The sequence below is a fragment of the Microbacterium galbum genome (genome assembly GCF_032464915.1).
GTDB classification, from domain to species: domain Bacteria; phylum Actinomycetota; class Actinomycetes; order Actinomycetales; family Microbacteriaceae; genus Microbacterium; species Microbacterium galbum.
Genome location: NZ_JAWDIS010000001.1, coordinates 1,267,348 through 1,287,581 on the forward strand (window position 1 = coordinate 1,267,348; position 20,234 = coordinate 1,287,581).

20 protein-coding genes are annotated in these 20,234 nt (G+C 71.1%); 13 read left to right on the forward strand and 7 right to left on the reverse strand.

Features of this window, described 5'->3' with window-relative positions; all coding sequences use genetic code 11:
* Positions 1 to 14: 14 nt before the first annotated feature.
* Positions 15 to 764 (forward strand): LysM peptidoglycan-binding domain-containing protein, encoded by a 750-nt coding sequence (locus RWH45_RS05940; RefSeq protein ID WP_315993956.1) that lies wholly within the window; start codon positions 15 to 17, stop codon positions 762 to 764.
* Between the two features lie 47 nt (positions 765 to 811).
* Positions 812 to 1,393, forward strand: coding sequence for a GNAT family N-acetyltransferase (locus tag RWH45_RS05945; protein WP_315993957.1), 582 nt, complete (start codon positions 812 to 814; stop codon positions 1,391 to 1,393).
* Between the two features lie 62 nt (positions 1,394 to 1,455).
* On the opposite strand, the gene RWH45_RS05950 is transcribed toward RWH45_RS05945, so the two are convergent.
* Positions 1,456 to 2,559, reverse strand: a complete 1,104-nt coding sequence (locus RWH45_RS05950; RefSeq protein WP_315993958.1) for a VanZ family protein — start codon at positions 2,557 to 2,559, stop codon at positions 1,456 to 1,458.
* A 48-nt stretch (positions 2,560 to 2,607) separates the two neighbouring features.
* Here RWH45_RS05950 and RWH45_RS05955 point away from each other — a divergent pair, with 48 nt between their 5' ends.
* The 4 genes from RWH45_RS05955 to RWH45_RS05970 all read left to right on the forward strand — a co-directional run bounded on the left by RWH45_RS05955 (position 2,608) and on the right by RWH45_RS05970 (position 6,778).
* Positions 2,608 to 3,456 carry a serine hydrolase domain-containing protein gene (locus RWH45_RS05955; protein ID WP_315993959.1) on the forward strand — a complete coding sequence of 283 codons (849 nt, stop codon included), beginning with the start codon at positions 2,608 to 2,610 and terminating at the stop codon, positions 3,454 to 3,456.
* A 205-nt stretch (positions 3,457 to 3,661) separates the two neighbouring features.
* Entirely contained in the window at positions 3,662 to 4,078 is a 417-nt protein-coding gene (locus tag RWH45_RS05960) for an ester cyclase (protein ID WP_315993960.1), read from the forward strand.
* Between the two features lie 146 nt (positions 4,079 to 4,224).
* Positions 4,225 to 6,318: an APC family permease gene (locus tag RWH45_RS05965; RefSeq protein ID WP_315993961.1), complete on the forward strand. Its 2,094-nt coding sequence runs from the start codon at positions 4,225 to 4,227 to the stop codon at positions 6,316 to 6,318.
* Positions 6,319 to 6,418: 100 nt separating this feature from the next.
* Positions 6,419 to 6,778 (forward strand): PLD nuclease N-terminal domain-containing protein, encoded by a 360-nt coding sequence (locus tag RWH45_RS05970; RefSeq protein WP_315993962.1) that lies wholly within the window; start codon positions 6,419 to 6,421, stop codon positions 6,776 to 6,778.
* A gap of 108 nt (positions 6,779 to 6,886) precedes the next feature.
* On the opposite strand, the gene arfB is transcribed toward RWH45_RS05970, so the two are convergent.
* The gene (gene arfB / locus RWH45_RS05975; protein WP_315993963.1) at positions 6,887 to 7,315 is read right to left on the reverse strand and encodes an alternative ribosome rescue aminoacyl-tRNA hydrolase ArfB; all 429 of its coding nucleotides are present in this window, start codon (positions 7,313 to 7,315) and stop codon (positions 6,887 to 6,889) included.
* A 395-nt stretch (positions 7,316 to 7,710) separates the two neighbouring features.
* Between arfB and RWH45_RS05980 the strand changes: the two genes are divergently transcribed.
* The 7 genes from RWH45_RS05980 (at position 7,711) to RWH45_RS06010 (ending at position 15,889) form a co-directional block, all read left to right on the forward strand.
* Positions 7,711 to 7,851, forward strand: coding sequence for a hypothetical protein (locus tag RWH45_RS05980; RefSeq protein WP_315993964.1), 141 nt, complete (start codon positions 7,711 to 7,713; stop codon positions 7,849 to 7,851).
* Complete coding sequence (locus RWH45_RS05985) at positions 7,848 to 7,937, forward strand: potassium-transporting ATPase subunit F (protein WP_315993965.1); 90 nt, start codon at positions 7,848 to 7,850, stop codon at positions 7,935 to 7,937. Before RWH45_RS05980 ends, RWH45_RS05985 begins: the two co-directional genes overlap by 4 nt.
* Before the next feature lie 2 nt (positions 7,938 to 7,939).
* Positions 7,940 to 9,625, forward strand: a complete 1,686-nt coding sequence (gene kdpA / locus RWH45_RS05990; protein WP_315993966.1) for a potassium-transporting ATPase subunit KdpA — start codon at positions 7,940 to 7,942, stop codon at positions 9,623 to 9,625.
* Positions 9,625 to 11,862: a potassium-transporting ATPase subunit KdpB gene (kdpB, locus tag RWH45_RS05995; RefSeq protein ID WP_315993967.1), complete on the forward strand. Its 2,238-nt coding sequence runs from the start codon at positions 9,625 to 9,627 to the stop codon at positions 11,860 to 11,862. The genes kdpA and kdpB overlap by 1 nt, the downstream gene beginning before the upstream one ends.
* Positions 11,863 to 11,874: 12 nt before the next feature.
* A complete protein-coding gene (kdpC, locus tag RWH45_RS06000; RefSeq protein WP_315993968.1) occupies positions 11,875 to 12,465 on the forward strand; it encodes a K(+)-transporting ATPase subunit C in 591 nt (196 codons plus the stop codon).
* 182 nt (positions 12,466 to 12,647) lie between these two features.
* Positions 12,648 to 15,221 carry a DUF4118 domain-containing protein gene (locus RWH45_RS06005; protein WP_315993969.1) on the forward strand — a complete coding sequence of 858 codons (2,574 nt, stop codon included), beginning with the start codon at positions 12,648 to 12,650 and terminating at the stop codon, positions 15,219 to 15,221.
* Complete coding sequence (locus RWH45_RS06010) at positions 15,218 to 15,889, forward strand: response regulator (RefSeq protein WP_315993970.1); 672 nt, start codon at positions 15,218 to 15,220, stop codon at positions 15,887 to 15,889. The genes RWH45_RS06005 and RWH45_RS06010 overlap by 4 nt, the downstream gene beginning before the upstream one ends.
* 167 nt (positions 15,890 to 16,056) lie before the next feature.
* Here RWH45_RS06010 and RWH45_RS06015 read toward each other — a convergent pair whose 3' ends face one another.
* The 5 genes from RWH45_RS06015 to RWH45_RS06035 form a co-directional block, all read right to left on the reverse strand.
* Positions 16,057 to 16,533 carry a hypothetical protein gene (locus RWH45_RS06015; protein WP_315993971.1) on the reverse strand — a complete coding sequence of 159 codons (477 nt, stop codon included), beginning with the start codon at positions 16,531 to 16,533 and terminating at the stop codon, positions 16,057 to 16,059.
* Between the two features lie 96 nt (positions 16,534 to 16,629).
* Positions 16,630 to 17,469, reverse strand: coding sequence for an ABC transporter ATP-binding protein (locus RWH45_RS06020; RefSeq protein ID WP_315993972.1), 840 nt, complete (start codon positions 17,467 to 17,469; stop codon positions 16,630 to 16,632).
* Positions 17,462 to 18,271: an ABC transporter ATP-binding protein gene (locus RWH45_RS06025; RefSeq protein WP_315993973.1), complete on the reverse strand. Its 810-nt coding sequence runs from the start codon at positions 18,269 to 18,271 to the stop codon at positions 17,462 to 17,464. Before RWH45_RS06025 ends, RWH45_RS06020 begins: the two co-directional genes overlap by 8 nt.
* Positions 18,268 to 19,179 (reverse strand): ABC transporter permease, encoded by a 912-nt coding sequence (locus RWH45_RS06030; protein WP_315993974.1) that lies wholly within the window; start codon positions 19,177 to 19,179, stop codon positions 18,268 to 18,270. The genes RWH45_RS06025 and RWH45_RS06030 overlap by 4 nt, the downstream gene beginning before the upstream one ends.
* Positions 19,176 to 20,234, reverse strand: coding sequence for an ABC transporter permease (locus RWH45_RS06035; protein WP_315993975.1), 1,059 nt, complete (start codon positions 20,232 to 20,234; stop codon positions 19,176 to 19,178). Before RWH45_RS06035 ends, RWH45_RS06030 begins: the two co-directional genes overlap by 4 nt.

Genomic DNA, 20,234 nt, shown 5'->3' on the forward strand with positions numbered 1-20,234 from the left:
CGTAGGGTGAGCGCATGAAGAAGGCAGCAGCGATCGCGAGCGGGGTGTCGATCGTCGTCGTCGGCGGGCTCTTCGCGCTCGCCGCTCCCGCCGTGTCGGCCGCTTTCACGCACGTGACGTCGATCGGTGCGGCCGTGCCCGCTCCCTCCCCGACCGAGACCGCGGCATCCGGCGCGGGAGAGACGGACGCGACCGGGCTCGGCGAGGGCTACGTGGACGTCGGCAACGGCCTCATGATCCGGCGGAACGACCCCGAAGGGTGCGATATCCCGCGGTGGATCCATTTCGGCAGGATGAGCGCGAGCCTGAACGACGACCTGATCGACCGAGGCCCGCGCGAGCTCGCCGCCGGTCCGGTGGGAGTGGACGACGACGGTGTCGTCATGACCTACACCGTCGAACCGGGCGACTCGCTCTACGCGATCGGCGATCGTTTCTGCATCGCCAACCCGCTGAGCATCGCCGACCTCAACCACACGCGCGTGATCCAGCCCGGAGACGTGCTGCTCCTGCATCCCGATGGATCGCTTCCGTGGATCCCGTACTTCAGTCCCCCCGATGCCCCCGGGGGCTATCAGCAGATCCCCTATCAGCGCGCCATCGAGGCGATGCGTGTCGCCGCCCATGCCGATGATCTCGACGAAATGCGCTCGATCTTCCGGGACGATTTGGCGGGCCTGTTCCCCTCGGCCGACGACGCGGACGTGATCGCCCGCGCTCTCGACGCCGGAGATCTCGCCGCGCTGCGGCAGATGTTCGCCTGAGGCCCTTTCCTCTGGGTCTGTTGGCGACGCCCCGTTACGGTCGATGGATGGACGACCTTCGCGACACCTCCTCCGCGCTCGCCTACGGTGCCGACCTGCTCCGTGGCGAATGCGTCCGCCTGCGGGCGACCACCGACGCCGATCTCGACGCCCTCGTGGACTGGTGGCGCCGCGACGACGCGGCGGTCCTGCAGCAGGGCGGCGTGCAGCATCGGCCCGTCGCATCCGTGCGGGAGATGTTCCAGGCGTGGAGCCGCAACGACTCCCCCGGCGGCGCGGGTTACAGCATCGACGACGAGGAGGGGCGCCTCATCGGCCACGCGACGCTGTGGGGAGGAAACCTGCCCGCGCGTGTCGCGACGTTCGCGATCATGATCGGCCCCGACGCGGTCGGCCGCGGCTACGGCACGGATGCCACCCGCACGATGCTCCGCTACGGCTTCGACGAGCTGGGCCTGCACAAGGTTGAACTGCGGGTCTGGGCCTTCAACACGCGAGCCCTTCGCGCCTACGAGAAGGCCGGATTCGTGCGTGAGGGCGTGCGCCGCGCCGTGGCGTTCCACGGAGGTCGCTTCCACGACGAGGTGCTCATGGGCGTGCTGGCCGAGGAGTTCGCCGCGAACCGGTGACGTCCACCCGGGCCGTCAGATCCAGGGCTGGAACGCGCTGTGACGGATGGCGATCTTCGCCGTCACTCGAGGGTGCCGCGGGCCGACGACGACGCGTCGACCGACGGACTCACCACTCCCGCCCGGTCGTCGACCAGGCGGCGGCGCCCGATCCACCCGGTGAGACCCCGCCCGTCACGCCAGACGACGAGGAGCGCCCCGGTCGCGAGCGCGAGCACGAAGGCCGTCAACGACCACGGCGCGGGCAGCCCCGCGAGCACGGCGTACGCTCCAGCCCCGGTGAGGAAGCGCAGCGGTCGCGCCACCCACGCCGGCAGCACACCGTTCGTGAACCGCACGCGCGTGGCGAGGTCGCCGATCGACCTCCCCGTCGTCAGGATCACGACCAGCCACAGGCCGGCCGAGGCCAGCGTCCCCGCGAGCGAGGCCACCTCGTCGGTCGAGAAGGTCGCGGCATCCCCCAGGGTGAGGGCGATCGCCGCCTGCACGGCCACCGAGACGGCGAAGCCCACGAGCCACACGCCCACCACGTCGCACACGATGCCGAGCAACCGACGGCGACGTGTGACCGGGCGGGGCTGCTCGGCATCCGGGCTCTTCTGCACTCCCCTGTGCTGCGCGGGCACCGCGAACGCGAGTACCGACCCGAGGAGCGCTCCCGAGGTATTGGCGATCAGGTCGTCGACGTCGAAGACGCGATAGGCGCACGGGAAGATCCCCCGGACGCCGGTGAGCTGCGTGGTCTCGATGACCCCCGAGACGACCAGGCCCGCGACTCCGGCGATCAGGATGCCGCGTCCGCCGAGGACGCGGAGGAAGAAGCCGAGGGGGAGGAAGAGCAGCACGTTCAACGCCACCTGCAGCACGACGGGGTCGGTGAGGTAGCGGCCCGAGACGGCGACCGCCGCGCGGATCTCGTCGACGAATTCGAAGGGGCGGAGGTTCACCCCCGCGCAGCGGTAGGCGTCGCCGTCGGGCAGGGGGATGAGCGTGTACGTCCAGATCGCCCAGAAGTACACGGCGGCGCCCGCCCACAGCAGGGTGCGCCACAGCGTCAATCCCCCGCGACGGCGATAGCTGACCGCGACGAACGGCACGAACGCCACCACCGCGACCACCGCACCCGCGAAGACGGCGAGCAGCCCCGATCCGACGATGTTGTGCACCCCGCGAGCTTAGGGGGAGGTCGGTCGGGCCTCCGTAGCCTTGTGCACATGTGCCGCGCCACCCGCCTCCGCGACGAGCTCGTCGCCCGCATCGACGACACGGGCTTCCGCGCCCACGGACTGCACGTGCGGGTCGGCGACGCCGTCGCGGAACACCGCTGGGCGCCCGACGAGCGCGAGGAGATCCACTCGGTCGCCAAGGCCGTCGCGGTGCTCGCTGCGGGGATCGCGGCCGACGAGGGTCTCGCGGCGCTGGACGCCCCGGTGGGCGAGCTGCTGCCCGCCGCCACCGACGTGACCCTCCGCCACCTCCTGTCGATGTCGAGCGGCATCGACTTCCCCTACTCCGAGACGATGATGACCGACTGGCCCGACGTCGCCGCCGAGTTCCTCTCCCGCCCCACGCGGGGGCGCGTCTTCCAGTACTCCAACGCGAGCACGTACACCGCGATGCACGCGCTGTCGCAGCGCACGGGCGACGTCGAGGAGTTCCTGCGACCGCGGTTGTTCACCCCGCTGGGTCTCGACGACGTCGCATGGCGACGCTGCCCGCTCGGGCGGGTGCTCGGTGGCGAGGGACTCTCCCTCCGCACGGAGGAGATGGCCCGTCTCGGAAAGCTCATCCGCGACCGCGGCATGTGGGACGGGCGCCGCCTCGTCTCGGCGCAGACGGTGGATGCGCTGCACACGGCGTGGATCGGAACGGGGAGCGCGGGAGAGGGCTATCGCCGCTACGCGCTCGCGGGATGGGACGGCCCCGGTGCCGCGTGGCGGCTGCATGGCGCGCACGGCCAACTGCTCGTCTTCGTCGCCGACACCGTCGTCACGATCACCGCGCACGACCACGTCGGCGCCGACGCGATCGCCGCATACATCGCCGAGCGCTGCGCCGCCTGACCCCGTCGAGACCGCTCCCGCGTCGAGGCCCATCCTTCGACGGGGCCGCATCTCGTGCCCGGCGTCGTGGCGCCGCGACACCGGGCACAGCAGGCCGACCGCCGACGGTCAACCCTCCGGTGACGACCGAGGTGGCGGCATACCGTCGCTCGCGACCAGCACGGTCGATTCAGGCACCGGTGGCGTGCAGAAAAGGTGAGATCCCATGACTCGTGAGCAGAACATCGCATCCCAGCAGGCATTCGGCGAGGCGGTGAACGCGGGCGACTTCGCCGCGTTCGACGACCTCGTCGCTCCCGATTCGGTCGACCACGACCCGGCGCCCGGTCAGGAGCAAGGTCCGCGCGGGTACGCCGCGTTCTTCGGCGAGCTGCGGACGGCGTTCCCCGACATGGCACTCGCGGTGGAGAAGCTCGTCGCGGATGACGACAGCGTCGCGTTCGCGTACACGCTGACCGGGACGCAGACCGGCGAGTTCCGCGGCCACGCTCCGACAGGCCGGCCGGTGAAGATCCGCGGCGTGCAGATCAGCACCTTCGTCGACGGCAAGCTCGCCGAGCGCTGGGGAAGCAGCGACGAGCTGGGCATCCTCACCCAGCTGGGCCTCGCGCCCGACGCGTGACGGACAGATCGCACCCGCGAAAACACTCTTCGGCACTCCCGGACGACGTCCTTCACCCGATGGAGGTCGTCCGGGAGGATCCGTGGAGGTCGACCATCCGGTGAACGCCGTGCGCGTCAGATTGCGCAGAGCCTGGAGTGCGCGTAATGTCGCGCGCCGTGACTGACGAAAGTCGCGTTGACGGCGAAGAGACGCCGATCGCGAAACGCATTCTGATCGGCGAGCCTCTCACGTCCGAGAAACTCGACGAGCAGCTCCTCCCTAAGAAGATGGCGCTGCCCATCTTCGCCTCCGACGCCCTCTCCTCCGTGGCCTATGCCCCGCAGGAGCTGCTGATGATCCTGCTCATCGGCGGAACGGCTCTGCTGACCCTCAGCCCGTGGGTCGCGGTGGCCGTCGTGGTGCTGCTGGTCGTGGTGGTGCTCAGCTACCGTCAGCTCATCAAGGCCTACCCCTCGGGCGGCGGCGACTACGAAGTCGCCAGCAAGAACCTGGGCGAAGTGCCGGGGGTCGTCGTCGCAGCGGCCCTGCTCGTGGACTACGTGCTCACGGTGGCCGTGTCGGTGGCATCCGGTGTCGACAACATCATCTCGGCGCTCCCGGAACTCAACCCGTTCCGCGTCGAAATCGCGGTCGGGTTCGTCATCCTCATCGTCATCGTCAACCTCCGCGGCGTGCGCGAGGCCTCGAGCGTCTTCGCGATCCCCACCTACCTGTTCATCGGGTCGGTCGGCGTGATGATCGTCGTCGGCCTGGGTCGCACCCTCTTCGGTTTCGCCCCCGTCGCCTCGAGCGCGCAGTACGCGGTGCAGGCGGAGTCGCTGACGCAGGCGGCGCTGATCCTGCTCGTCTTGCGCGCGTTCTCGAGCGGCTGTTCCGCTCTCACGGGCGTCGAGGCCGTGTCGAACGGCGTGCCCGCGTTCCGGATGCCGAAGATCCGCAACGCCCAGACGACGCTGACGATGATGGGCGGCATCGCGATCATCCTGTTCGTGGGCCTCACCGCGCTTGCGCTGATCTCGGGCGTGCACTACGCCGAGAACCCCTGCCACCTCATCGGGTTCGACTGCGCGAACAACCCGCAGCCGAGCCTCATGGCCCAGGTCGCCGCGGCGACCTTCGGCATGGGCAGCATCCCGTTCTTCATCATCCAGGCCGCGACCGCGTGCGTGCTGCTGCTCGCGGCCAACACCGCGTTCAACGGCTTCCCGCTGCTCGGGTCGGTGCTCGCGCGCGACGGCTACGCCCCGAAGGCGCTCAACACCCGCGGCGACCGGCTCGTGTACTCGAACGGCATGATCATCCTCGGCATCGTCGCCATCGGTGTGCTGATCGTCTACCAGGCCAACCTCACCACGCTGATCCAGCTCTACATCATCGGCGTCTTCGTGTCGTTCTCGCTCGGCCAGATCGGCATGGTCAAGCACTGGCGCCGCACGCTGCGCGGATTGAAGGACCTGCCCCCCGAGGCGGCGAAGCAGCAGTCGGCGGCGATCGAACGCCGCTCGGCCATCGCAGGCCTGTGGATCAACTCCGTCGGCGCGGCCATGACCGTGCTCGTGCTGCTCATCGTGACCATCACGAAGTTCACGCACGGCGCGTGGCTGGTGTTCATCGCCATCCCGATCCTGGCGGTGCTCATGATCGGCGTGAACCGGTACTACCGCGACGTCGAGCACGAGATCCGCATGGACGACGACGTGCACTTCGGCTCGTCGGGCGACGTCGCCATCGTCCTCGTCAACCGCCTGCAGAAGCCCGTGATGAAGGCGATCGACTACGCCCTCGCCGCCAATCACGACAAGACCCTCGCCGTGCACGTCGCCATCACCGACGAAGACGCGGCGAAGCTGCAGAGGGAGTGGGCGGAGCACAACATGCCCCTGCCCCTCGTCATCATCGACTCGCCGTACCGCACCTACAGCTCGCCCGTGTCGACGTTCATCAAGAAGTACCGCGCGAACAACGGCTCCGCCGTCGTCACCGTGTACCTGCCGCAGTTCATCGTGGGGCACTGGTGGGAGTCGATCCTCCACAACCGCCGCTCGCGCCGCCTGGCCCAGCAGCTCATGCTCGTGCACGGCGTCTCGATCACGCTCGTGCCGTGGCTGCTCGACTCGTCGGAGCTCATCTACGGACGCCGGTCGCGCCCCCTGCCCGGCCAATCGCGCAGCGGCCGCCCGATCGCCGAGGTCCCGGCGCAGCGCGTGAAGAAGACGCCGTCGGATCCGGCATCCTGAACCGATCCGGACGCCCTCGCCACGCGGCGGGGGCGTTCGGCGTTTCGCAACGCGGCCAGAAGGTGGACGCCGCTCGGAGTGCTCCGCCAGGGTGGGGGCCATGCCGATCCTCGCCCTGCTGACCCTCGTCGTGATGGTGATCGCGCTGATCGATGCCATCACGCGCCGCGACGACCAGGTCAAGCACATGCCGAAGTTCGTGTGGGTGTTCTTCATCGTGCTGCTGCCGCTGATCGGGTCGATCCTGTGGTTCACGATCGGGCGCGAGTACGAGCAGCGCACGGCTCCCCTGACTTTCGGTGACCCGCGGCGGTGGCAGAGGCAGCCCGACCCGTCGCCCGCCCCGGCCCCGCGCGACGCACGCACCACGGAGCAGCAGATCGCCGACCTCGAGCGCGAGATGCACCTCGCCGACCTCGAGGAGCAGGTGCGTCGCCGCCGCGCCGAGGGCGGCGCCTGACGCGCCCGACCAGGGTCGAGTGTCCACAACACCCGGGCGGATCTCCGGAGCGTCCGGGTGTCCTGGACACTCGGCGGGGATGGCTGGGCCGACGCGGGCGCGCGCCCGTCAGTCCGTCGGGCGCTGCCGCATCCGCTTGACGTCGGTGCGACGCTGCTTGGCCTGCAGGCGGCGCTCCTTCGACCCGCGGGTCGGCTTCGTCGCCCGGCGCGGCGGAGCCGGGGGCCGCACCGCCTCGGCCACGAGGGCGGCGAGCCGGGCGCGGGCCGCGTCGCGGTTGCGCAGCTGCGCCCGATGCTCGGAAGCCGCGATCGTCAGCACCCCGTCGACCAGCCGGTCGCCGAGCCGCTCGAGCACGCGCTCGCGCTGCACGGTCGAGAGAACGGCGGATGCCGTGGCATCCCACATCAGCTCCGCGCGCGAATCGGCGGTGTTCACCCCCTGACCGCCCGGGCCCGACGAGCGCGAGAACCGCCACGACAGCTCGGACGCGGGGATCACCAGCCCCGCGCTCACGCGCACGTCGTTCTCGGCCATGTCTCCATCATGCGCGGTCGGCGCACATCTCCTGCAGAATCCGCGGCTGCGGTGGTCTCGATGCCCCCGGCGGGACACGGCGCAGGAGTCGTGCACTGCCGGCCGCGGAACCCGGGGGCTCGCCGGCGGTGCGCTCCGCGGAGGCGGCTCGACCGGGCCGCTGCACAGCTCCTGCGCAGCCGACCTCATCAAGCGGTTCAGAGTCGGGCGGCCCCCTTTCCGCAGGAGCTGTGCGCACAGCCGCCCCGTAAGCACTCCGTATGGGTCCGTGAGCGACCCGTACGGAAAGCGTTAGGGCCCGAGGATGCCGCGGCCCGGCGGAGTTGTATCGACAGACGTGCCGCCCCGCGGCGCCCGCGGCTCGCCCGCGGTTCCGTCCCGAACCTGGAGTCGTCGTGCTCGATGTCGTCTTCCTCGCCGTGACCGCCGCGCTGTTCGCGCTGGTCGCGCTCGTCGCCAAGGGGGTCGAGAAGTTGGGCCCCGAAGCTCGTTCCTCGTCCGCCCGCCCCGCAGGACGCGGAGGCGACCGGTCATGACCTTCTTCTCGATCCTCGCCGCGGTGCTCGCGGTCACCGCCGTCGTCTTCCTCGTGGTCGCCCTCGTCCGACCGGAGAAGTTCTGACCATGGACGGTGGAAGCATCTGGTCGATCGTCCTGACCGGCCTCACCCTCGTCGTCGCGCTGGGCTTGGCCTACCGCCCGCTCGGCGACCACATCGCCCGCATCTACACCGGCGAGCGCGACCTCGCCGTCGAGCGCGGCACCTACCGTCTGATCGGCGTCGACGCCCGCAGCGCACAGACGTGGCAGGCCTACCTGCGGTCGGTGCTGCTGTTCTCGTTCGTGAGCGTCGTCTTCGTCTACGCCCTCATGCGCCTGCAGCCGCTGCTGCCGTTCGCCCTGGGTCTCGAGGCGCCGAGCGAGGCCCTCTCGTTCAACACCGCGGTCTCGTTCGTGACCAACACGAACTGGCAGTCGTACTCCGGCGAGACCACGCTCGGGTACACCGTGCAGTTCGCCGCCCTCACCGTGCAGAACTTCGTCTCGGCCGCCGTGGGCATCGCGATCGCGATCGCCCTGGTGCGCGGCTTCGCGTACCGCCGCAGCGGCGTGATCGGAAACTTCTGGGTCGACCTCGTGCGCGGCACCTACCGGCTGCTGCTGCCCTTCTCGATCGTCGCCGCACTCGTGCTGCTCGCCGGCGGTGTCATCCAGAACCTCAACGGCTTCACGGATGCCACGACCCTGGCCGGGGCGGCGCAGTCGATCCCGGGTGGGCCGGTGGCATCCCAGGAGGCCATCAAGCTGCTCGGGACCAACGGCGGCGGCTTCTTCAACGTCAACTCCGCCCATCCGTTCGAGAACCCGACGCCGTGGACGAACCTCTTCGAGATCTTCCTGATGCTGGTCATCCCGTTCTCGCTGCCCCGCGCCTTCGGCCGCATCGTGGGCGATGACCGCCAGGGCTACACGATCCTCGGGGTGATGGCCGCGATCTTCGTGGCATCCACGGCTCTGCTCACGTGGGCCGAGACGGTGGGGGCGGGTACCGCCCCGGGCCTCGCCGGCGGCGCGATGGAGGGCAAGGAGGTGCGGTTCGGCATCTTCGGCTCGACGCTGTTCGGCTCGACGAGCACCCTCACCTCGACCGGTGCGGTGAACTCGATGCACGACAGCTACACGGCGCTGGGCGGCATGATGCCGATGATCAACATGATGCTCGGTGAGGTCGCCCCCGGCGGTGTCGGCTCGGGCCTGTACGGCATGCTGATCCTCGCCGTGATCGCGGTGTTCGTCGGCGGCCTGCTGATCGGCCGCACGCCCGAGTACCTCGGGAAGAAGATCGGGCCGCGCGAGATCAAGCTCGCGAGCCTCTACATCCTCGTCACCCCCACCCTCGTGCTCGCCGGGACCGCCCTGAGCTTCGGGGTTCCGGCCATCCGCTCCGACGTCGAGACCACGTCGATCTGGAACCCGGGCGTGCACGGCCTCAGCGAGGTGCTCTACGCGTTCACGTCGGCGGCGAACAACAACGGCTCGGCTTTCGCGGGCCTCACCGCCAACACCCCGTGGTTCACCACCGCGCTCGGTGTGGCGATGCTGCTCGGCCGGTTCCTGCCGATCGTGTTCGTGCTGGCCCTCGCCGGCGCCCTCGCGGCCCAGGATGCCGTGCCGGCGACGGTCGGAACCCTGCCCACGCACCGCCCGCAGTTCGCGGGCCTGCTGGCCGGTGTCGCCGTGATCGTCACCGCCCTCACCTATTTCCCCGTCCTCACCCTCGGACCCCTCGCTGAAGGACTGACCCGCTGATGTCCACCCTCACCCACGCCCCGGCGCCCGAAGCGTCGGCCCCCACCTCCGATGCCCCGCGCCGAGCCTTCAGCACCGCGCAGATCGTCGCCGCCCTCCCCGGCGCGGCGAAGAAACTGAACCCGGCCGCGCAGTGGCGCAACCCGGTGATGTTCCTCGTCTGGGTCGGCGCCGCGCTGACCACCCTCATCGCGGTCGCCGAGCCGTTCCTCGGGGGTGCCGACGACTCCCTGCCCTTCGGCTTCACCTGGGGCATCGCGATCTGGCTGTGGCTCACGGTGTTCTTCGCGAACATCGCCGAGTCGGTCGCCGAGGGCCGCGGCAAGGCGCAGGCGGCGACTCTGCGCAAGACGCGCACGACGACCTCGGCGCGGCGGGTCGTCGCGTACTCCCCCACGGACCCCGGGGCGGTGAACGCGGCCACCGAAGACGTCCCCTCGGGCGACCTGCGCGTCGGCGACATCGTGCTGGTGGAGACCGGGGAGCTGATCCCCGGCGACGGCGACATCGTGCACGGCATCGCGACCGTCGACGAATCGGCCATCACGGGCGAATCGGCACCGGTGGTGCGCGAGTCGGGCGGCGACCGCAGCGCCGTCACCGGCGGTACGCGCGTGCTCAGCGACCGCATCGTCGTGACGATCACGTCGAAGCCCGGTGAGACGTTCGTCGACCGCATGATCGCGCTCGTCGAGGGCGCGTCGCGCCAGCGCACGCCCAACGAGATCGCGCTCAACATCCTGCTGGCGAGCCTGTCCATCGTGTTCGTCGTCGTCGTGCTCGTGCTGAACCCGATCGCCTCGTACGCGGCATCCCCCGTGTCGATCCCCGTGCTCGTGGCCCTGCTCGTCTGCCTGATCCCGACGACCATCGGGGCGCTGCTCAGCGCCATCGGCATCGCGGGCATGGACCGCCTGGTCCAGCGAAACGTCCTGGCCATGTCGGGACGCGCGGTCGAGGCCGCGGGCGACGTCACCACCCTGCTGCTCGATAAGACCGGCACGATCACCTACGGGAACCGTCGCGCGTCGGCCTTCGTGCCTCTCGACGGCGTCGGCGGGCCGATGCTCGCCGAGTTCGCCTCGCTGTCGTCGCAGGCCGACCCCACGCCCGAGGGCGTCTCGGTGGTCGAGCTCGCCGCGGCCCAGGGGATCGTCGCCGAGATGCCCCGCGGCGCGGAGCCCGTTCCCTTCACGGCCCAGACCCGCATGAGCGGCCTCGACCTCGCCGACGGCACGCAGGTGCGCAAGGGCGCCGCGTCGGCCGTGGTGGCCTGGCTGGCGGCATCCGGCTCCCCCGTTCCCGAGGCGCTGCGCGCGCAGCTGCAGAACGCGACGGATGCCATCTCGCAGTCGGGCGGCACGCCGCTGGTCGTCGCGACGTGGACGCCGGCGCGGGGCCCGGTGGCTTCGACGGGCTCAGCCACCTCTGAAACCGAGGTCGCGGAGCACGCGACCGAGGTCCCTGAGCCTGTCGACGGGACCGGAACCGGCGTCGGCCGCGTGCTCGGGGTCATCCACCTCAAGGACGTCGTCAAGGACGGCCTGCGCGAGCGCTTCGGCGAGCTGCGCGCGATGGGCATCCGCACCGTGATGATCACGGGCGACAACCCCCTCACGGCCAAGGCGATCGCCGCCGAGGCGGGCGTCGACGACTTCCTCGCCGAGGCCACCCCCGAAGACAAGCTCGCCCTCATCCAGCGCGAGCAGGAGGGCGGCAACCTCGTCGCGATGACCGGCGACGGCACGAACGACGCGCCCGCCCTGGCCCAGGCCGACGTGGGTGTCGCGATGAACACGGGCACCTCGGCCGCGAAAGAGGCCGGCAACATGGTCGACCTCGACTCCGACCCGACCAAGCTCATCGACATCGTCCGGATCGGCAAGCAGCTGCTCATCACCCGCGGCGCCCTGACCACGTTCTCGCTCGCCAACGACATCGCGAAGTACTTCGCGATCATCCCGGCGATGTTCATGGGGGTGTTCCCCGGGCTCGCGGTGCTCAACATCATGCAGCTGTCGTCGCCGGCATCCGCGGTGCTCAGCGCCATCATCTTCAACGCGATCGTCATCATCGTGCTCATCCCGCTGGCCCTGCGCGGTGTGAAGTACCGCGCGGCGAGCGCCTCGAGCATCCTCAGCCGCAACCTGCTCGTGTACGGGCTCGGCGGCGTCCTCGTCCCCTTCATCGGTATCAAGCTCATCGACCTCGTCGTGAGCCTGCTCCCCGGCTTCTGAAAGGCCCCCCTGATGCGCACCACCCTGCGTACCGCCGGCGTCGCCGTCCGCGCGATGCTCGTCTTCACCCTGCTCCTCGGCGTCGGCTACATGCTGCTGATCACCGCCGTCGGCCAGATCGCCCTGCCGTTCACGGCGAACGGTTCGCTCATCAGAACGGCCGACGGGCAGGTCGCGGGTTCGCAGCTGATCGGGCAGTCCTTCACGGATGCCGACGGCAACGCCCTCCCGCAGTACTTCCAGTCCCGTCCCTCGGCCGCGGGCGACGGCTACGACTCCGCGGCATCGAGCGGGTCGAACCTCGGCCCCGAGAATGACGACCTGATCTCCTCGATCGAGGAGCGCACGGCCGCCGCGGTCGAGCTCGACGGATCGGGTCGGATCCCCGCCGATGCCCTGACCGCCTCGGCATCCGGGCTCGACCCCGACATCTCGGTCGCCAACGCCGAACGACAGGGCGCCCGCGTCGCCGAGGCCCGTGGCCTCTCGGCATCCGAGGTCGAATCCCTCGTCGACGCGCACACGATCCCGCGCGACCTGGGGTACCTCGGCGATCCCCGCGTGAACGTCGTCGCGCTCAATCGCGCGCTCGACGCGCTCTGAGAGACGAGAATCAGGGACATGCGTCTGTCGCCCGCCGCCGTCGCGCCTCCCGCGCGGCGGCGGCGCCGTGCGCTCGGAGCACCCCTGCCGAGTGTCCAGGACACGCCGCGCGCCCGCCGCGGAACCGGCGTGTCCTGGACACTCGACGGGCTTCCGGCGCGGCCGAGACCGGGGAGCCTCGCGTGAAGCGCGGGCGGCTGCGCGTGCTGCTCGGTATGGCGCCGGGCGTCGGCAAGACGTACGAGATGCTCGAAGAGGGGCGCCGCCTGCGCGACGAGGGGCGCGACGTCGTCATCGCGATCGTCGAGACCCACGGTCGTCTCGCGACGGCCGCCCAGGCCGAGGGCCTCGAGGTCGTTCCGCGCCGCAGCGTCGCGCATCGCGGCGTCGCGCTCGACGAGATGGACCTGGATGCCGTGCTCGAGCGGCACCCGCACATCGCGCTGGTCGACGAGCTCGCGCACACCAACGCGCCCGGCTCGCGTCACGATAAACGCTGGAACGACGTCGAGAAGCTGCTCGACGCGGGCATCGACGTCATCACGACCGTGAACGTGCAGCACATCGACTCCCTCAACGCCGTCGTCGAGAAGATCACCGGCGTGACCCAGCGCGAGACGGTCCCGGATGCCGTGGTGCGCGCCGCCGACCAGATCGAGGTCGTCGACCTCGCGCCACAGTCCTTGCGCGACCGCCTCGCGGCCGGCTCGGTGTATCCGGCCGAGCGCATCGACGCGGCCCTGTCGAACTACTTCCGCCTCGGCAACCTGACGGCGCTGCGGGAGCTCGCGCTGCTGTGGCTCGCCGACGAGGTCGACTCGGCGCTCCAGCGCTACCGCTCCGAGCACGGCATCGAGGGGTCGTGGCAGGCGCGCGAGCGCGTGGTCGTGGCCCTCACCGGCGGCCCCGAGGGCGAGACCCTGCTGCGCCGCGGCGCGCGCATCGCCGCCCGATCGGCGGGCGGCGAGCTTCTCGCCGTGCACGTGTCGACGCAGGACGGCCTGCGCGCCAGCGCCCCCGGTGCCCTCGCCGAGCAGCGCGCGCTCGTCGAGACCCTCGGCGGCAGCTACCACCAGGTGGTGGGCGACGACCCCGCCACCGCGCTCGTCGACTTCGCGCGATCGGTGAACGCCTCGCAGCTCGTCATCGGCGTGAGCCGCCGCGGACGCCTGGCCACCGCCCTCACCGGTCCCGGCATCGGCGCGACCGTCATCCGCCTCTCGGGCGACATCGACGTGCACATCGTCAACCACGCGCGCGCGGGCGGGCGCTTCGCCCTCCCCCGCCTGACCGGCCCCGCGCTCAGCGCGAAGCGTCGCATCCTGGGCTTCGTGGCCGCCCTCGCGGGCGGACCGCTCATCTCGCTGCTGCTGCTGTCGACGGGGTCCGACGACTCCATCACGACCGACGTGCTGGCCTACCAGCTGCTCGTGGTGATCGTCGCGCTCATCGGCGGCATCTGGCCGGCGGTCTTCGCGGCGGTGCTGTCGGGGGTGACGCTGGACTTCCTCTTCATCCAGCCGCTGTACACGGTCACGATCTCCGACCCCGTGCACGCGATCGCGCTGGGGCTGTACGTGATCATCGCGATGCTCGTGAGCATCGTCGTCGATCAGGCCGCCCGACGCGCCCGCGCGGCCCGCCGCGCCGCGGCGGAGGCCGAGCTGCTGGCGACCGTCGCCGGCAGCGTGCTGCGCGGCGAGAGCGCCGTTCCCGCGCTGGTCAGCCGTGCCCGCGAGGCGTTCGGACTCGCCGGCGTGCGACTCGTGGCATCCGACGGATCGACCCTGGCCACCGACGGCGAGCCCGTTCGCGACGGACGCTCGACCATCGTGCCCGTGGGCGACGACCGCGCGCGCCTCGAGCTGCACGGGCGCGACCTGGATGCCGGAGAGCGGCGCCTGCTCGACGTCGTCGTCGCGCAGCTCGCCGCCGCCCTCGAGCGCACCGACCTCGCCGAGACCGCGGCCGAGGCGGGGGCGCTGGCCGAGACCGACCAGGTGCGCAGCGCCCTGCTGTCGGCCGTGAGCCACGATCTGCGTCGCCCGCTCGCCGCCGCCGTCGCCTCCCTCGGGGGCCTGCGGGCGGCCGGCGACAATCTCTCCGACGACGATCGCCGCGAACTGCTCGAGACCGCCGACGAGAGCCTCGCGACGCTGTCGGTGCTGGTCACCGACCTGCTCGACGTGAGTCGCGTGCAGGCCGGGGTGCTCGCCGTGTCGCTCACCGAGGTGGATGCCGCCGGCGTCGTGCTCGCGGCCCTCGACGAGCTCGATCTGGGCCCGGATGCCGTCGAGCTGGCCCTCGACGCCGATCTGCCGCCCCTGCGGGCCGACCCCGTGCTGCTGCAGCGCGTGCTCGTGAACGTGCTCGCCAACGCCGACCGCTACACGCCCGCGGGCCGGCGCGTGCGTATCGCGACGAGCCGCTTGGGCGGCACGGCCGAGATCCGCGTGATCGATCACGGTCCCGGCATCGCCGCCGACCGCCGCGAAGACATGTTCTCGCCGTTCCAGCGCCTCGGCGACACCGACAACACCGCGGGCCTCGGCCTCGGACTCGCGCTGTCGCGCGGCTTCGCCGAGGGCATGGGCGGAACCTTGACCCCCGAGGACACCCCCGGCGGGGGCCTGACGATGGTCGTGGCGCTGCCGGTGGCCCCGGACCGGCCGGTCGACGACCCGTACACGAGCCGTGCCGCAGCGGGTCTCGGCGTCCAGGCCGCGGCATCCGGATCCCGAGAGGACGCAGCGTGAAGGTACTGATCGCCGACGACGATCCCCAGCTCGTCCGCGCCCTGCGCATCACCCTCGCCGCGCACGGCTACGACGTCGTCGCCGCGGCCGACGGCGCCGCGGCCATCACGCTCGCCGCGCAGGCGCATCCCGACATCGTGCTGCTCGACCTCGGGATGCCGCACCTCGACGGCGTGCAGGTGATCCAGGCGCTGCGCGGGTGGACGACGGCCCCGATCATCGTCGTGTCGGGCCGCACGGGCTCGGCCGACAAGGTCGAGGCGCTCGACGCCGGCGCTGACGACTTCGTGACCAAGCCGTTCCAGATCGACGAGCTCCTCGCACGACTGCGCGTGCACGCGCGGCGCACGGCGCCCTCGACCGGGGAGTCGATCGTGCGCTTCGGCGACGTCGAGGTCGACCTCGCGGCGAAGGCGGTGCTGCGGGCGGGAACCCGCGTGCACCTCACCCCGACGGAGTGGCGGATGCTGGAGTTCCTGGCCCGCAACCCCGGCTCCCTCGTCACGCGACAGACCCTGCTGAAGGAGATCTGGGCCAGCGAGCAGGTCGCCGACAGCGGCTATCTGCGGCTGTACATGTCGCAGCTGCGCAAGAAGCTCGAAGCCGACCCCTCGAACCCGGTTCACCTGCTGACGGAGCAGGGGATGGGGTACCGGCTGGTGGTGTGACACCGGCGGAAGCCGTCCCGTCCCGCCACCGCCGGTGTCGCGTCCGCACCGCGAGGCCGGTCCTCAGGAGCGCGGCTCGACCTCGACCGCATCCGGGGCCTGCGCAGCCTCGAACTCCGCCTGCACGCGTGCGCAGCGGCAGGCGAAGACGATCGAGTGCAGCAGCATCAGCGCACCTCGCCGACCGTGTGGCATCCGGGGCAGGGGAAGGCGATGCGGTCGCCCACGCGCACGTCGCCGGGCAGGACGACGGTGCCGCACGAGTCCTCCCCGTGCGCATCGAGCACGGTGAAGGGCTCGTCGTACGCGTACGACACCCGCCCGAGCAGCCGGGCCTCGCGCCAGACCGCCTCGAGGCCCGCGACGCATGCGTCCAGGCGCAGCGTCGCGGGCGTGGCATCCGCCACCGTCGCGACCACGACGGTCGTCGACAGCACGGCGGATGCCACCCCGCCCGACGCCGGGATCACCGCCGGGCCCGTGCACACGCACGGCGTGCCGCAGATCTCGGCGTATCGGGCGACCGACATCGCCCGCACGGTCACGTCGTCGAGCGTGGGGGCGGAGCCGGCGGGCCAGGCCGCCGCGTCGAAGGGCGCCGGGATGCTGGCGCGGAGGGTGGGGAGCAGGGCCGTGAGGGTCATGGCATCCGGTCTACGCCGCGAACGGGCGCCGATCCGCCGCCCTCATGGTTTCCGAACGACCGCCGCGGCGGTTCTCACTGTTCGCCTACGGCAAGCTCAGTTCAAGACGGACGGTACTTCGGCCCAGACCGCGCGATCCGCGACCGAGGGAGCCGCCGGGATGCGCCCCTCACCGTCCGGCTCGGGGATCGCCGACAGCAGGGCGCGCGTGTAGGGATGCCGCGGCTGCGCCCACAGGTCGGAGGTCGGCCCCGATTCCAGGACGCGCCCGCCGAACATGACGTGCGTGCGATCGGCGATGCGCCGGACGACCGCGAGGTCGTGCGAGATGAACAGCATCCCGGCGCCCGCCTCGGCGACCAGGTCGCGCATGAGCGCGGCCACGCTCGTCTGCGTCGACGCGTCGAGGGCCGAGATCGGCTCGTCGGCGACGAGCAGCGACGGACGCGCGGCGAGGGCGCGTGCGATCGCGAGGCGCTGCTTCTGACCGCCCGAGAACTGATGCGGAAAACGAGTGGCGACGGCGGCCGGCAGCCCCACGCGCTCGAGCCATTCCTCGACGCTCGATCCGGCCGCCCCGCGCGCGCGAGCGGTCGCGATGCCGTCGGCGATCTGATCGCCGACCCGTCGGCGCGGGTTCAGCGAGGTCGACGGGTCTTGGAACACCATCTGGATGCGGGTGAGCTCCCTCGCGCGTCGGCGCAGCCCGAGCGGGGCGACGGGCTCACCCTGGAACAGCACGGTGCCACCGGCGGTCTTCTCGATGCCGACCACGGCACGCGCGAAGCTCGACTTGCCGCTGCCCGACTCCCCCACCAGCGCCACGGTCTCGCCCGGGGCGACCCGCAGCGACACCTGGTCGACGGCGACCACGGGAGGAGTCCCCGGGTAGCGCACCGTGACGCTCTGCGCGTCGAGGACGGCGGTGTCAGTCATCGATCTCGCCCTTCGTCGCGGCATCCGGAATCTCGATCTTCGACCCCGGCAGCGCCGCCAGCAGTGCACGCGTGTAGGCATGCCGCGGGTCGCGGAAGAGGGTCTCACGGTCGGCGCGCTCGACGATGAGCCCGTCCTTCATCACGGCCACCTCGTCGGCGATCGCGCTCATCACGCCGAGGTCGTGCGTGACGAGCAGGACCGCGAGGCGGCGCTCGGTCGCCAGATCGCGCAGCAGCTGCAGGATGCCGGCCTGCACGGTCACATCGAGGGCGGTGGTCGGCTCGTCGGCCAGCAGCACCTCCGGGTCGCACGCGAGGGCGCACGCGATCGCGATGCGCTGGCGCTGACCGCCGGAGAACTGGTGCGGGTAGCGTCCGAGGGCTTCCGCGGGGCGCGGCACCTGCACGGTCTGCAGCAGCTCCTCGGCCCGCGCGCGAGCGGCCTTGCCCTTCAGCCCGAGGTGCACGCGCAGGTGGTCGGTGAGCTGGCGACCGACCGTCAGCTGCGGGTGCAGCGACGACGACGGGTCCTGGAAGACCATCGCGATGCGTTTCCCGCGGATGCGGTTGAGCGCGCGCCGACCGAGCCCGAGGATCTCGTCGCCGGCGAGCAGGATCGAGCCCCCGGTACGCGCCTGCCGCGGCAGCAGCCCGAGCACGGCGAGGGAGGTGAGCGTCTTGCCCGACCCCGACTCTCCGGCGAGGCCGTGGATGCGACCCGCCTCGAGCTCGAGGGAGACGCCGCGCACCAGCGGGCGGCCGATGTCGATCGTCAGGTCGCGGATGGAGAGGGCGCTCACGCGGCCACCCCCGTCGCCGAGGCCTGGTGGTCGGCCTGGCGCTCGTGCGTGATCTCCGCCGTCGGGTCGAGCACGTCGCGCATCGCATCGCCGAGGAAGTTGAAGGCCAGCACGACCGTGAGGATGGCCAGGCCCGGGAACACTCCCAGCCACCAGGCGTCGAAGTTCTGCATCGCACCCGAGATCATCGACCCCCATTCGGCCGTCGGCGGCTGCGCGCCCAGGCCCAGGAACGACAGGCCCGACAGCAGGAGGATCGCCGCGCCGATGTCGAGGGTCGCGAGCACGAGCACGGGGCCGGCGATGTTCGGGAGGATGTCGACGAAGAGCGTCCGCAGCGGCGAGTGGCCGAGCAGGCGCCCCGCGATGACGTAGTTCTGTCCGCGGAGTCCGAGCACGATGCTGCGGGTCACGCGCGAGTACTGCGGCCACGACACCACGATCGCCGCGATCACGGCGTTGAAGAGCGAAGGCCCCAGCGAGGCGGTGACGACCATGGCCAGGATGACGGTGGGGAAGGCCATGAAGAGGTCGGTGATGCGCATGAGGGTCTCATCGACCCACCCGCCGAAGTAGCCGGCGACCGAGCCGACGACCGTGCCGATGATCATCGCCGCGATCACGAGCATGAGAGCCAGCGGGAGGCTGACGGTGGCGCCGGTCATCAGTCGCGAGAAGATGTCGCGTCCGTTGCCGTCGGTGCCCAGCAGCGTGTCGACGCCGGGCTCCTGCAGGCGCGGCAGCACCTGCGCGTTCGGACCGAACGGCACCCACCACTGCGCGGTGAAGGCCACCACGATCCAGGCGCCGGCAATGATCGAGCCGATGATCCCGAGAGGCGTGCGCCAGGCGCGGGGCCAGCGGAAGCGGAGTCGTCCGCGCCTCGACGCGGCGGCGAGGTGGCTCATGCGATCCTCACTCTCGGGTCGAGCACGCCGTAGAGCAGGTCGACCACGAAGTTGATGAGCAGGTAGATCAGGCCCACGACGAGACCGACGCCCATGATCCCGGGCAGATCGAGATTGGCGGCGGAGTTGTAGGCGTAGGTGCCCAGCCCCGGCCAGGCGAAGACCGATTCGACCAGGACGGTGCCCGACAGCAGCGCGCCGAACGCGACGCCGACGACGGTGAGGATGGGCAGCGACGCCCCGCGCAGCACGTAGTCGAGGATGATCCGCATCGCGGGGAGCCCCTTCGCGCGGGCGGCGCGGACGTAGTCGCTGCCGAGCACCTCCAGCACCGAGGTGCGGATGAAGCGGGTGAGCAGACCGATCGTCACGAGGGAGAGCACCATGACCGGCAGGGCGAGGTGCGCGAGGGCATCGAAGAAGCCGACACCGTCGCCGTTGAGGAGGTAGTCGACCGTGTACAGCCCGGTGACCCGCGGGGGCGGGGTGATGGCGGGCGAGATGCGGCCCGAGCCGGGCGCGATGCGCAGCTCGAGGAAGAACACGTAGAAGCTGACCAGTGCCAGCCAGAACGTGGGCACGCTGAGGCCGATGAGCGTGACGACGCGGATCACCTGATCGGACACGAGCCCGCGGCGGTAGGCCGCGAGGGTGCCGAGCACGATGCTGACGACGAGGCTCAGGACGATCGCGCCGATGGCGATCTCGATCGTGGCGGGGACCGCCGTGGCGAGATCGCTGGTGACCGGTCGACCGGTCACCAGCGAGGTGCCGAGATCTCCGCGCAGCAGGTTCCCCATGTAGATGACGTACTGCACGACCGCGGGCTGATCGAGCCCCTGCTCGCGGATGAAGGCCTCGCGGGTCGCCGGGTTCTGCGAGGCGCCCTCGCCGAGGGCGGCCGAGACCGGGTCGCCGGGGACCAGGTTGGTGAGCGCGAACGTCACCACGGTCACGCCCACCAGCAGGATGAGGGAGGTCCCCGCGCGGCGCAGCAGGTAGCCGATCAGGGGCGATCGGCGACGCGCCCGCCGCTGCGCCGGCTGTGTCGTCAT